This is a genomic window from Nonomuraea sp. NPDC048892 (assembly GCF_040649735.1).
Taxonomy (GTDB): domain Bacteria; phylum Actinomycetota; class Actinomycetes; order Streptosporangiales; family Streptosporangiaceae; genus Nonomuraea; species Nonomuraea maheshkhaliensis.
Window position 1 is genome coordinate 1 of record NZ_JBEZFZ010000008.1, and the last position, 12,266, is coordinate 12,266.

Consider the following 12,266-nt stretch of genomic DNA (forward strand, 5'->3'; position numbering starts at 1 on the left):
GTGTTCGGCAACCTGTACCTGACCGAGAAGCGCGGTGGCGGCGAGTTCGACGAGGAGGACGAGGCGGTGGTGATCGCGCTGGCCACGGCGGCCGGCGTGGCGGTGGAGAACGCCCGTCTGTATGAGGAGTCGCGCAGCCGCGAGACCTGGTTGCAGGCGTCGTCGGAGGTGACCACGAGCCTGCTGTCGGGCGCCGACCCGCGCGAGGTGCTGTCGGTGGTGGCCGCCCGCGCCCACCGCATGAGCGACGCCGACGTCGTCCTGATGCTGCTGCCCGGCTCGTCGCGGGAGACGCTCGTGGTGGAGGTCGTCGAGGGGGAGGGCGCGGAGGAGCTGGAGGGGACCTCGATCGAGCTGTCGAGCACGCTCGCGGGCGAGGCCTTCACCCGGGGCGAGGTGGTGTCCTGCGCCGACCTGCAGACCGGCCCCTTTCCCGACTCGCCGCTGCGGCGGCTCGGCTACGGCCCCGCGCTCGTCGTCCCGCTGGGCGACGCGCCCGCCGTGCGCGGGCTGCTGATGCTGGCCAAGCGGAGCGGGCGGCTGCCGTTCAGCGGCGCGGCCGAGCAGATGTTGCGGGCGTTCGCCGGTCAGGCGGCGGTCGCGCTGGAGCTGGCCGAGGCGCGGCGCGACGCCGAGCGGCTGGGTCTGCTGGAGGATCGCGACCGGATCGCGCGAGACCTGCACGATGTGGTCATTCAGCGGCTGTTCGCCACCGCGATGACGCTGATGAGCACGCTGCGGCTGGTCGAGCGGCCCGAGGCGGGCAAGAAGCTGCAGCACGCGATCGACGAGCTGGACGAGACGATCCGGCAGATCCGCTCGTCCATCTTCGCCTTGCAGGCCTCCTACGACGACACGCCGCCGAGCCTGCGCGGGCAGATCGTGGAGCTGGTGGAGGGGGCGGGCAGCCACCTGGGGTTCATGCCGGGGCTGCGGATGGAGGGCCGGCTCGACACCGAGGTGCCCGAGGCCGCCGCCGAGCACGTGGTGGCGGTGCTGCGCGAGGCGCTGTCCAACGTCGTACGGCACTCGCACGCGACCAGGGCCGAGGTGTCCGTCGAGGTCGCGGCGGGCGCCCTCACCCTGCTGGTCACCGACAACGGCGTGGGCCTGGGCGAGGGCGGGCGGCGCAGCGGGCTGCGCAACATCGAGGAACGGGCCGCGCGACTGGGCGGCTCGGTGGAGCTGGAGCCCACGAAGGAGGGCGGGACCCGGCTGTGCTGGCGGGTCCCCCTATGAGACCAGGCTGTGAAGCCGATCGTCCTCAGGTCAGGCGGTTCACCCGCTGGGCGATCGTCGGGTGGCTCGACCACCAGCCGTGCCTGGCGGGCTCTGCGGCCACCAGGCCGACGGCGGGGATCGTCGCCGCCCGCAGGTCGGTGGCGGGGATCCCACAGCCGCTGATCTTGAGCAGGGTGGCGGCCAGCAGCGCGGGCTGCCCGGTCTGCACGGCCGCGTCGTGGTCGGCGGCCAGCTCGCGGCTGCGGCTCAGCGCCCGCAACGGCAGCCGGGCCAGCACGCTGAACACCCACAGCACGGCGATCCACGAGGCGAAGGAGGCCAGGAAGAACATCACCGGCAGGTCGCGGACCTGCTGGAGGAAGGGCACCGGGCGGCTGTTCCTGCGCACGTACTTGCGGGCGACCCGCATCCCCCAGGCCATGGCGATGGTCAGCGAGCCGGCCAGCGTCATGAAGGCCACGTCGCGGTGGCGGATGTGCGCGACCTCGTGCGCCATGGCCACGGTGAGCTCCTCCGGCTCCAGCGTGTCCAGCAGCCCCTGGGTCACCATGACGGTGGTGTGCCGGCGCGAGCGGCCGAGGGTGAAGGCGTTGGGCCGCGGGTCATCGCTGACCGCGACGCGCGGTATGGGTAGGTCGTTCAGCGCGCACAACCGGTCCAGCACGGCGTGCAGCTCCGGCTGCTCCTCGGGCGAGACGATCCGGGCCCTGGTCGCCTTGCGCGCCATCCACTCGGTCGCCCACCACTGCGGCAGCACCGCCAGCGCCACCGCGACCACCACCACGGGCACGACGATCCCGGCCAGCAGCGCCAGCCCGATGGGCACGGCGTAGACGAGCGCCAGCAGCGCCATCGCCACGATCATGCGCGGAACCAGTCCCTGTGCCGAGCGCCGGGCCATCAGCCTCATCCACCCATCTGCCTGAGGTCGCGTCCTCACTCCCCAGTGGACCTCTCGCGGCCGGGGAACTCAAGGCCCGTGATCCCTTTTCCGGCTCTATACAGATCCTGAAGGTGGATGTCCTACCGTCGTGGGTCTACGCGATCCTTGTGGGAGATTTGATCATGACGAGAACCCTGCTCGTGACACCGCTGCTCGCGATCGTGCTGGCCGCGTGTGGCGTGGGCACGACCGGTGGGGGCGGGGAGGAGCGCCAGACACCGGCGGCGACGGGCTCGGCCGGCACGGTGACCAGTCCGGCGCAGGCCGGTGAGACGACGGGCAGCCCTTCGGCGACGCCGACCGGCCCCGAGCCGACGCACTGCCCGAACGGCGAGCTCATCCCCGCCGTGGACAGTCCGGCCGTGCACGCCGATCCGGTGGTCATCCCTGAGGCGAAGGTGGGTGGCACGACCATTCCCGCCGTCACCATCCCCGGTGTGGACATCCCCGCCGTGCACATCCCGGCCCAGTGCACCGAGATCGCCCCGGCACCCGGCGGCTGCCTCGGCGCCGCGTCGATCCCGCCGGTGTCGATCCCGGCCGTGGAGATCCCCCCGGTCGAGATCCCCGGCGTGAACGCGGGCGGGATCAAGCTCGACCCGGTCAGGGCCGAGGGCAAGCGGGCGGAGGCCAAGCACGCCCAAGGCGTCTCGACGCCCGAGGTGTGCCAGGTCAAGCCGAAGCGCGGGAGCATCGTCCCGTTCGTGATCCGGCCCTTCATCATCAGGCCGTTCATCATCAGGCCCTTCGTGATCAGGCCGTTCATCGTCCGGCCCGGCGCCTGTAACAAGCAGAACGAGTGCCTGCCGGCCGTCGAGGTGCCCGCGGTGGAGGTGCCCGCCGTCGAGGTGCCGGCCGTGGAGATCCCGGCCGCGGAGCTGAAGGCGTACGAGGTGGGCAAGAGCGAGGTGCTGGAGGGAGAGGGCTCGATCGCGTTCAGCATCGAGGCCGACGTGCTCTTCGACTTCGACAGCGCCACCGTCAAGCCCGAGGCCGCCGCCGAGCTCAGGCGCGTCGCCCGCGAGATCGGGAAGAAGGCGGGGAAGGACGCGCGGATCGCCGTGGACGGGCACACCGACGCCAAGGGTGAGGACGCGCACAACCAGCCGCTGTCGGAGCGGCGGGCGCAGGCGGTCGTCGACTGGCTGGCGGACGAGGGCGGCCTGGACCGGTCGCGGCTGAAGGCGCGGGGATACGGGGAGAGCAAACCGGTCGCGCCGAACACGAAGGCGGACGGCTCGGATGACCCGGAGGGCCGCGCCAAGAACCGGCGCGTGGTGGTCTCCACCGCGACCTGAGCCATCCGGCCGAGAAGCCGGCGGCCCCCGCGCGATCGTCCGCGCCGGGGGCCGTTGAGTTTCGCCGTCCGTGAGGCTTCTGTCTGGTCATGTAACTCACTAGTACGTACATTAGGAGGACATGCGCGGTCGTACCCGCTGGAAAGGGAGAAGTGATGGATTCGTTCCTGATCGGACTGATCGGCTCGGGTATCGGCCCCTCCTTGAGCCCGCCCCTGCACGAGCGGGAAGCCGTGCACCACGGGCTGCACTACGTCTACCGGCTGCTCGACACCGACCGGATGGGCGGCGACGTGGGCGAGCTGATCCGCACGGCGCGCCGGTTCGGCTACGACGGGCTCAACGTCACCCATCCCTGCAAACAGGACGTCATCCCGCACCTGGACGAGCTGTCGCCGGACGCCCGCATGCTCGGCGCGGTCAACACCGTGGTGTTCGACGGTGATCGGGCGATCGGCCACAACACGGACTGGACGGGCTTCGCCGAGTCGTTCGCGCGCGGCCTGCCCGACGCGCCCGCCCGCCGGATCGTGCAGCTCGGCGCAGGGGGAGCGGGGGCAGCGGTCGCGCACGCGCTGCTCACGATGGGCGCCGACCGGATCACCGTGGTCGACTCGGAACCGGCGCGGGCCCGCACCCTCACCGGGGAGCTGACCGCCCGCTTCGGGGACGGGCGGGCCCGCCCCGCGCCCGCCGCCGAGCTGCCGCGGCTCATGGAGCGGGCCGACGGGCTGGTGCACGCGACGCCGACCGGCATGGCCCGGCATCCGGGGATGCCGCTGCCCGCCGGGCTCCTGCATTCCGGCCTGTGGGTGGCCGACATCGTCTACCGGCCGCTGGAGACCGAACTGCTGCGGCAGGCGCGGGCGGCCGGCTGCCGGACCCTGGACGGCGGCGGCATGGTCGTCTTCCAGGCCGTGCACGCGTTCCGGCTGTTCACGGGCCGGGAACCGGACGCCGAGCGGATGCTCGCGCACCTCACCGATCTCGTCGCCGTCTGAAGCCCGCCTGGCGAAACCGCCGTCAAAGGGAGGAAAAGCGTGCGCAAGTCCATCGCCACCGTGTCGGTGAGCGGCACCCTGGTGGAGAAGCTGGAGGCCATCGCGGCCGCGGGGTTCGACGGAGTGGAGATCTTCGAGAACGACCTGCTGGCCTGCCCGCTGCCACCGGAGGAGATCCGCGCCCGCGCGGCCGATCTCGGCCTCGGCATCGACCTCTACCAGCCCTTCCGCGACTTCGAAGGGGCGCCGGCCGAGCTGCTGGCGGGCAACCTGCGCCGGGCCGAGCACAAGTTCCGGCTCATGGAGCGCCTCGGCGCCGATCTGCTGCTGCTCTGCTCGAACGTCTCGCCCGCGGCCGTCCCCGATGACGACGTGGCGGCCGGGCACCTGCGGCTGCTGGCCGAGCGGGCCGCCGAGCACGGCATCCGCGTCGCCTACGAGGCGCTGGCCTGGGGCCGGCACGTCAACGAGTACCTGCACGCCTGGCGCCTCGTCCGGCTGGCCGACCACCCCGGCCTGGGCGTGTGCCTGGACAGCTTCCACATCCTGTCGCGGGGCTCCGACCCGATCGGCATCGAGGCCATCCCGGGCGAGAAGATCTTCTTCCTGCAGCTCGCCGACGCGCCGCGGCTGGCCATGGACGTGCTGCCGTGGAGCCGCCACTATCGCTGCTTCCCCGGTCAGGGCACGTTCGACCTGGCCGGGCTGCTCGTCGGCGTGCGGCGCGCGGGCTACGCGGGGCCGCTGTCGCTCGAGGTGTTCAACGACGTCTTCCGCCAGGCGTCGGCGGAACGCACCGCGCTGGACGGCATGCGCTCGCTCATCGCCCTGGAACGGGAGGTGGCGGGCGCGGCCCATCCGGCCGTGCCCGCCGGGTTCGCCTTCGCCGAACTGGCCGGCCCCGCCGGGCTCGGCGGGCTTCCCGCGGCGCTCGGCTTCACGCGTACGGGGACACATCCCGGCAAGCCGGTGGAGCTGTGGGAACAGGGCGGGGCGCGGCTGCTGGTCAACGCCACGGGGGCGGCCCCCGCGCTCGTCGCGGTCGGCCTGGACAGCCCCGACCCCGCCGGAGCGGCCCGGCACGCCGAGTCGCTGCTGTCGCCGATCCTGCCGCGCGCGCGTACGCCCGATGAGGCGGAGCTGAACGCGGTGGCCGCGCCGGACGGCACCGAGATCTTCTTCTGCGACGACGGCTGGCTCGCCGACTTCACCCCTTCCCGGCCGTACGGGGAGCAGCCGGGCCACGTCACCGGCATCGACCACGTCGCGCTCACCCAGCCGCGGCACCACTTCGACGAGGCGGCGCTGTTCTACCGCAGCGTGCTCGGGCTCCGGCCGCAGCAGAGCCTGGAGGTGCCCGACCCGTACGGGCTGCTGCGCAGCAAGGCGATGTCGAGCCCCGGCGGCGAGGTGCGCGTCGTGGTGAACGTCGCCCAGGTCGGCGCCGACCACCTTCCGTGGCAGCACGTGGCGCTGGCCTGCGACGACGTGGTGGCCGTGGCCCGCAGGCTGCGCGAGGAGCATCCAGGGCTGCTGCTGCCGATCCCCGGCAACTACTACGACGACCTGGACGCCCGGTGGGAGGTCGATCCCGAGCTGCGCGGCCTCGGCGTCCTCTACGACCGGGACGAGCGCGGCGGCGAGTTCCTGCACCTCTACACCGTCACCGCGGGCCGGGTCTTCTTCGAGCTGGTCCAGCGGATCGGCGGCTACCAGGGGTACGGCGCCGGCAACGCCGCCGTCCGGCTGGCGGCTCAGCACGCGGGACGTCGCTGAGGCGGCGTGTGCGCGGCCAGAACGTCCGAAACGCGGTCTTGTAACGTACGAACCAGTGAGTTAGTTTCGCTGGAAGCATCACCCCCCTCGAATTCCCCTGTGAGGAGCGAATCGTGACCGTGCCCGGCAAACCTCGGAAAGCGGCCGTCGCTGCCTGGATCGGCAGCGCGCTGGAGTACTACGACTTCTTCATCTACGGCACCGCCGCCGCGCTGGTCTTCAACCGGATCTTCTTCCCCTCCTCCTCGCCCGCCACGGGAACCCTCCTCGCCCTGGCCACCTTCGGGGTCGGCTACCTGGCCAGGCCCGTGGGCGCCTTCGTGCTCGGGCACGTGGGGGACAAGTTCGGCCGCAAGCGGGTGCTGGTCACCACGCTGGTGCTGATGGGCGCGTCGACGTTCCTGGTCGGCTGCCTGCCCACGTACGACGAGATCGGGGTGGCGGCGCCGATCCTGCTCGTCGCGCTCCGCCTGCTGCAGGGGTTCTCCGTCTCCGGGGAGCAGGCGGGCGCGAACGCGATGACGCTGGAGCACGCGCCTGAGGACCGCCGGGGCTATTACACCAGCTTCACCCTGAACGGCACGCAGGCCGGCCAGATCATCGCCACCGCGATCTTCCTGCCGGTCGCCGCCCTGCCCGAGGAGCAGCTGCTGAGCTGGGGCTGGCGGGTGCCGTTCTGGCTGAGCGTGGTGGTCGCGGCGGCGGGTGTGATCATCAGGCGGACGCTGGAGGAGACGCCCGCGTTCGAGCGGGAGGTCGCCACCGACACCGTGGCGAAGATGCCGCTGGCGGTGCTCTTCCGCGAGCAGTGGCGTGACGTGCTGCGCGTCGTCGTCGCCGCGGTCATCGCGTCCGTGAGCACGATCTTCACCGTGCACGCGCTGTCGTACGCGGTCAACACCATGGGCCTGGAACGCACGCCGATGTTGTGGGTGGGCGTGCTGGCCAACATCGCCGCGCTGATCTCCATCCCGCTGTGGGGCAGGCTGTCGGACCGGGTGGGCCGCAAGCCGGTCCTCATCGGCGGCTCACTGGGCAGCGCGGTGCTGATGTTCGGCTACCTGTGGTCGATCTACACCGGCGACTTCCTGCTGATCTTCGTCGCGGGCATCGCGCTGTTCGGCATCGTCTACAGCGCCGTCAACGCGGTGTGGCCGTCGTTCTACGGGGAGATGTTCACCACCCGGGTACGCCTGTCGGGCATGGCGATCGGCACCCAGATCGGCTTCGCCATCGCCGGGTTCGGGCCCACCGTGGCCACCGCCGTGGCGGGCACCGGCCCGGAGAGCTGGCTCGGCGTCTCGATCATCACCGCGGTGTTGTGCCTGGTCAACGTGGCCGCGGTCGCGACCGGGCGGGAGACGTACCAGGTGCCGACCGCCCGGCTCGGGCTGCCGCAGGAGGTCGGGGCCGGGCGGCGGGACGTCAGCTCGCGGCCAGGTCCATCCGCAGGAACTCCTTGATGCGGAGCACGCGTACGGGGCGGCGCGACTTGGTGGGCAGCGCCTCCAACGCCTCGTCCCTGCCGACGACGCGGGGGGTGGCGAGTTCCACCTCCTTGCCGTCCACCAGGAGTCGCGCGCTGCCCGCCGCCAGGATGTTGCGCACCCAGTCGGAGCGCGATCCGTACACGAGGATGAACAGGTAGCCGCCAGGGACGGGAAAGGCGTCGAGTGGCGTGTGGTAGGTGCGGCCGGAGGCACGACCGACGTGCGTCAGCACGGGCGATTTTCCCTGGGCGAGCGTGAGCGGGTTGAACACCCGCTTGTTCACGTGACCCCACCATAACGGCATCGGCATCGCGGACCCCTCTCGGCTGGCGTGCTCCGGCACGAAGACTTACGTTTGTAAGGTGACTTACTACCGTAAGGCTGACTTACACTCGTAAGGTTGTCAACCGTCACCAGCTCCGGAGTTCTCTCGTGTCACCAGCGCGGCCGCTCAGCAGGGACCTCGTGCTGGAGGCCGCGGTCCGGGTCGCCGATCGCGGTGGCATCGAGGCCGTCACCATGCGGCGGGTGGCGCAGGAGCTGGGCGTGGAGGCGATGTCGCTCTACCACCACGTGCCCAACAAGGACGCCATCCTCGACGGCGTGGTGGACGTGGTCTTCACGGAGATCGAGCTGCCTCCCGCCGGGTGCGACGACTGGCGCGACGCGATCCGTGTGCGCGCCGGCTCGGCGCGGGCGGTCCTGGCGCGGCACACCTGGGCGCTCGGCCTCGTGGACTCCCGCCGCAACCCGGGGCTGGCGACGCTGCGTCATCACAACGCCGTCCTCGGGGTCCTGCGTGAGGCGGGGTTCAGCCTGCAGATGGCCGCGCACGCCATCTCGATCATCGACAGCTACGTGACCGGGTACGTGCTTCAGGAGGCGAACCTGCCGCTGAGCACGCCCGACGAGGTCGAGGACGTGGCCGGCGGCATCCTCGCCGAGCTGCCGGTGGAGGAGTTGCCGTACCTCGCGGAGATGATCGTCGATCATGCCCTGCGGCCGGGCTACGACTACGGTGACGAGTTCGGCTGGGGCCTGGATCTGATCCTCGACGGGCTCGAAGCCCGCAGGAAGTGAGCCGCGCGGTCCTTCCCGCGGCTCAGGGCCTGCTCGGCGGAGGCGCAGACAGGGGAGCCCGGTCTGGAGTCACGCCGCCTTCGCCGGGTGCCGCCGCTGGTGCGGGTGGCGGCGATGCGGGCAGGACGGCGTATCGCCGGCACGCCCCCGGGTCCTGCGGGCCTCGGCGGCGGGGGTCATGGGCTCAGCGGAGGGGGTCGCGGGCTCGGCGGGCGGCAGGAGGTCGTCGGGTCCGGCCTCGGGGGACTCGGCGTCGAGCACGGCGAGGGCCACCGGCTGGGCGGCCGATGGGGGCTGGTCGTCGGGTACGGCGAGCGCCGGCTTGATCCGGATCTGGGCGATCTCGGGGGCGGGCGCGGGCGGCTGGGCCGGGGCCGCGGGCAGCAGCACCTCCTCCAGTCGCTGCATGAGCATCAGTCCGGCCAGGAGAAGCAGAGGGAGAGCCAGGACGGCCAGCATTCCAACGAACCTTCCAATGTCACTGTGAGCCAAGTCGCTTGCTGCCGACACTGCCCGGGACTTCGCCCGCTATGCGCAGGATCGCCGATCCGCCGCGGGTCAAGGGGCCGCGCGTCACCCACATCGGCAGTGATTATCCCATAACTGCATAAAGCGCGTGTCGTAGAACCCGCCCCGCTCCTCCCGTTCGCCCGTTGTGCCAGGTCGCGATGGGTGAGGGTGGGTATATCGGCAGCAGGAGCGGACCCCGTATGGGTGGCTTTCCGTTTCTTCGTCCGAATCTGAGGGGGAACGTCATGACCCGCGCCTACGGCCCAGGCAGCACGGCGGTGCTGCTGGTCGACCCGTACAACGACTTCCTCTCCGAGGGCGGCAAGCTCTGGCCCCGGCTGCGGCCCGTGGCGGAGGCGGTCGGGCTGGTGGACCACCTGCGCGCCGTGCTCGCCACCGCGCGCGGGGCCGGCATGCGGGTGATGTACGTCCCGCACCGCCGCTGGCGGCCGGGCGACTACGACACCTGGGACCATCCGAACCCGACCCAGCGCGGCATCCAGGAACGGCACTCCTTCGAGTACGGCACCTGGGGCGGGGAGTTCCACCAGGACCTCCAGCCGCACCCCGAGGACATCGTCATCCATGAGCACTGGGCGCAGAGCGGCTTCGCCAACACCGACCTGGACTTCCAGCTCAAGCAGCACCACGTCACCCACGTGGTGCTCATCGGCGTGCTGGCCAACACCTGCCTCGAATCCACCGGCCGCTTCGCCATGGAGCTCGGCTACCACGTGACGCTGGTGCGCGACGCCACCGCCGCGTTCCAGCCCGAGATGATGCACGCCGCGCACCACCTGAACGGCCCCACCTTCGCGCACGCCATCCTCACCACAGGGGAGCTCGTCACCGCGTTCGCGGGCGACACCGCCGGCTGAGCCCACCCGCCGGCCACCCGGCGCCCACCCGTCGGCTGCCCGCCGGCGCCGCTGGGCGCGGCGGAAAATCATTGGCTGTCCGGGCACGCCCTGCGGCAGCATGGCCACGGTGGGTCGCGGCGTTCGGGAGGGCCGATGTCTGTGCTTGAAACGGGGGAGGGCTCAGGAGACGGCCCGTCCGTACGGAAATCAGCGGTGCTGCTGGTCCTGCGTCATTACGGTGGGGAGCTGAGGCGTCAGTGGCGCGTCTCGGTGCCCGCGCTGACGCTGCCGGCGCTGGGCAACGTCTGCCTGTTCTATCTGGCGCCGCTCGCGGTGGCCGGGCTCGTCGGGCATCTGGCCGCGGGCGGCGACGGCTCCGTCATGGCGCTGCTGCCGTACGTGCTCGGCTTCGGCGCGCTCCTGCTGGCCGGCGAGACGCTGTGGCGCATCGGCCTGCACTTCCTCAACCGCACCGACGCCAGGGGCATCGAGCGGCTCGGCGTGATCGGCATGGACGAGCTGCTGGTCAAGGACACCGCGTTCTTCCACGACAACTTCGCCGGCTCGCTGACGAAGCGGGTGCTCGGCTTCTCCAGCAGGTTCGAGGAATTCGTCGACACGCTGACATTCTCGATCATGGCCAAGCTGGTGCCGCTGATCTTCGCCTCGGTGGTGCTCTGGCAGTACCACCCGCTGCTGGTCATCGTGCTCCTGGGCCTCATCCTGCTCACCGGCTTCCTCGTCGCCCCGCTCATCCGCCGCCGCCAGGCGCTGGTGGAGCGGCGCGAGGCCGCCAAGGTACGCGTGTCGGGCCACGTCGCCGACGTGCTGTCCAACATGGACACGGTCCGCGCGTTCGCCGCCGAACGCCGCGAGGCGAGCGAGCACCGGGAGCGGATCGCCGAGCAGCGCCGGCTGTCACTGCGCTCGTGGGACTTCGGCAACCTGCGGGTCGACACCGTCGTGGCCCCGCTGGCGGTCCTCACCAGCGCCGTCGGCCTGCTGCTCGCCGTGGCGCTCAGGGGCGGCCTGGGCGTGGAGGCCATCGTGGTGACCTTCACCTACTACTCGAACACGATCAACATCATGTTCGAGTTCAACCAGATCTACCGGCGGCTGGAGAGCACGCTCACCGAGGCGGCCCAGTTCACCGAGCTGCTGCTGGAGCCGCCGACCGTGGTCGACCCCGCCGACCCGCAACCGCTGCGCCCGGCCGACGCGGGCATCCGCTTCGAGCGAGTGAGATTCGCCTACGGCGACGGCCCGCCGCTCTTCGACGGGCTCGACCTCGACATCCCCAGCGGCACCAAGATCGGGCTGGTCGGCCAGTCGGGCGGCGGCAAGAGCACCCTCACCCGGCTGCTGCTGCGCCTCATGGACATCGACGGTGGCCGGATCCTGATCGGCGGCCAGGACATCGCCCGCCTGCGCCAGGCCGACCTGCGCAGTTTGATCTCGTACGTGCCGCAGGAGCCGGCCATGTTCCACCGGTCGATCCGCGACAACATCGGCTTCGCCCGGCCCGGCGCCACCGACGCCGAGATCCTCCGGGCGGCGCAGGCGGCTCATGTCACCGAGTTCGCCGAGTCCCTGCCCCACGGCTTCGACACCCTGGTCGGCGAGCGCGGCGTCAAGCTCTCCGGCGGCCAGCGGCAACGACTCGCCCTCGCGCGGGCCATCCTGCGCGAGGCGCCGATCCTGCTCCTGGACGAGGCGACCAGCGCCCTCGACTCCGAGAGCGAACTCCTGGTCCAGGAGGCGCTGTGGCAGCTCATGCGCGACAGGACCGCGCTCGTCGTCGCCCACCGGCTGAGCACCGTCGTCCGGATGGACCGGCTGATCGTGCTCAACCGGGGGCGGATCGTGGAGCAGGGCACCCACAGTGAGCTGCTGGAGGCCGACGGGCCCTACGCCCGGCTCTGGCGGCACCAGTCGGGCGGCTTCCTGATCGACGACGACCTCGACGCCGACCCCGCAGGAGCGGCCGGCACGGCCACCGCCGACGCCGTGCGCGGCTGACCGGTCGGGCAGTTCACGATAGTTCGTTGCACGAATTCGTTATTCTG

11 protein-coding genes are annotated in these 12,266 nt (G+C 71.4%); 8 read left to right on the forward strand and 3 right to left on the reverse strand.

All coding sequences use genetic code 11. The annotated features are described in order from the left end of the window. Positions 1-1,239: GAF domain-containing protein (locus AB0C28_RS26530; protein ID WP_358078134.1), on the forward strand; the 1,239-nt coding region annotated here is incomplete at its 5' end. Between the two features lie 25 nt (positions 1,240-1,264). Here AB0C28_RS26530 and AB0C28_RS26535 read toward each other — a convergent pair. Continuing rightward, positions 1,265-2,152: a M48 family metalloprotease gene (locus tag AB0C28_RS26535; protein ID WP_358078138.1), complete on the reverse strand. Its 888-nt coding sequence runs from the start codon at positions 2,150-2,152 to the stop codon at positions 1,265-1,267. Between the two features lie 155 nt (positions 2,153-2,307). On the opposite strand from AB0C28_RS26535, the gene AB0C28_RS26540 reads away from it, so the two are divergent. The 4 genes from AB0C28_RS26540 (at position 2,308) to AB0C28_RS26555 (ending at position 7,723) form a co-directional block, all read left to right on the forward strand. After that, positions 2,308-3,483: an OmpA family protein gene (locus tag AB0C28_RS26540; RefSeq protein WP_358078142.1), complete on the forward strand. Its 1,176-nt coding sequence runs from the start codon at positions 2,308-2,310 to the stop codon at positions 3,481-3,483. A 155-nt stretch (positions 3,484-3,638) separates the two neighbouring features. Then, a complete protein-coding gene (locus tag AB0C28_RS26545; protein WP_357850297.1) occupies positions 3,639-4,484 on the forward strand; it encodes a shikimate dehydrogenase in 846 nt (281 codons plus the stop codon). 39 nt (positions 4,485-4,523) lie between these two features. Continuing rightward, on the forward strand, positions 4,524-6,260 hold the full coding sequence (locus tag AB0C28_RS26550) for a TIM barrel protein (protein ID WP_358078144.1): 1,737 nt from the start codon (positions 4,524-4,526) through the stop codon (positions 6,258-6,260). Between the two features lie 113 nt (positions 6,261-6,373). Continuing rightward, positions 6,374-7,723, forward strand: a complete 1,350-nt coding sequence (locus tag AB0C28_RS26555) for an MFS transporter (protein WP_357850303.1) — start codon at positions 6,374-6,376, stop codon at positions 7,721-7,723. Here the strand turns inward: AB0C28_RS26555 and AB0C28_RS26560 are convergent. Further along, positions 7,686-8,033 carry a nitroreductase family deazaflavin-dependent oxidoreductase gene (locus AB0C28_RS26560; RefSeq protein WP_357850306.1) on the reverse strand — a complete coding sequence of 116 codons (348 nt, stop codon included), beginning with the start codon at positions 8,031-8,033 and terminating at the stop codon, positions 7,686-7,688. The two genes, AB0C28_RS26555 and AB0C28_RS26560, sit on opposite strands and share 38 nt — an antisense overlap. A gap of 149 nt (positions 8,034-8,182) precedes the next feature. On the opposite strand from AB0C28_RS26560, the gene AB0C28_RS26565 reads away from it, so the two are divergent. Continuing rightward, positions 8,183-8,830, forward strand: a complete 648-nt coding sequence (locus tag AB0C28_RS26565) for a TetR/AcrR family transcriptional regulator C-terminal domain-containing protein (protein WP_357850308.1) — start codon at positions 8,183-8,185, stop codon at positions 8,828-8,830. Between the two features lie 69 nt (positions 8,831-8,899). Here the strand turns inward: AB0C28_RS26565 and AB0C28_RS26570 are convergent, their stop codons facing one another. After that, positions 8,900-9,289, reverse strand: coding sequence for a hypothetical protein (locus AB0C28_RS26570; protein ID WP_357850311.1), 390 nt, complete (start codon positions 9,287-9,289; stop codon positions 8,900-8,902). Between the two features lie 296 nt (positions 9,290-9,585). On the opposite strand from AB0C28_RS26570, the gene AB0C28_RS26575 reads away from it, so the two are divergent. After that, positions 9,586-10,218, forward strand: coding sequence for an isochorismatase family cysteine hydrolase (locus AB0C28_RS26575; protein WP_357850314.1), 633 nt, complete (start codon positions 9,586-9,588; stop codon positions 10,216-10,218). A 135-nt stretch (positions 10,219-10,353) separates the two neighbouring features. Continuing rightward, positions 10,354-12,219: an ABC transporter ATP-binding protein gene (locus AB0C28_RS26580; protein WP_358078147.1), complete on the forward strand. Its 1,866-nt coding sequence runs from the start codon at positions 10,354-10,356 to the stop codon at positions 12,217-12,219. Positions 12,220-12,266: the final 47 nt, after the last annotated feature.

Excerpts from the sequence above, each read along its gene's own strand:
- AB0C28_RS26545 (WP_357850297.1), top strand. The coding sequence starts at position 3,639 with ATGGATTCGTTCCTGATCGGACTGATCGGCTCGGGTATCGGCCCCTCC.
- AB0C28_RS26575 (WP_357850314.1), top strand. The coding sequence starts at position 9,586 with ATGACCCGCGCCTACGGCCCAGGCAGCACGGCGGTGCTGCTGGTCGAC.
- AB0C28_RS26570 (WP_357850311.1), bottom strand. The coding sequence starts at position 9,289 with ATGCTGGCCGTCCTGGCTCTCCCTCTGCTTCTCCTGGCCGGACTGATG.
- AB0C28_RS26540 (WP_358078142.1), top strand. The coding sequence starts at position 2,308 with ATGACGAGAACCCTGCTCGTGACACCGCTGCTCGCGATCGTGCTGGCC.
- AB0C28_RS26580 (WP_358078147.1), top strand. The coding sequence starts at position 10,354 with ATGTCTGTGCTTGAAACGGGGGAGGGCTCAGGAGACGGCCCGTCCGTA.
- AB0C28_RS26535 (WP_358078138.1), bottom strand. The coding sequence starts at position 2,152 with ATGAGGCTGATGGCCCGGCGCTCGGCACAGGGACTGGTTCCGCGCATG.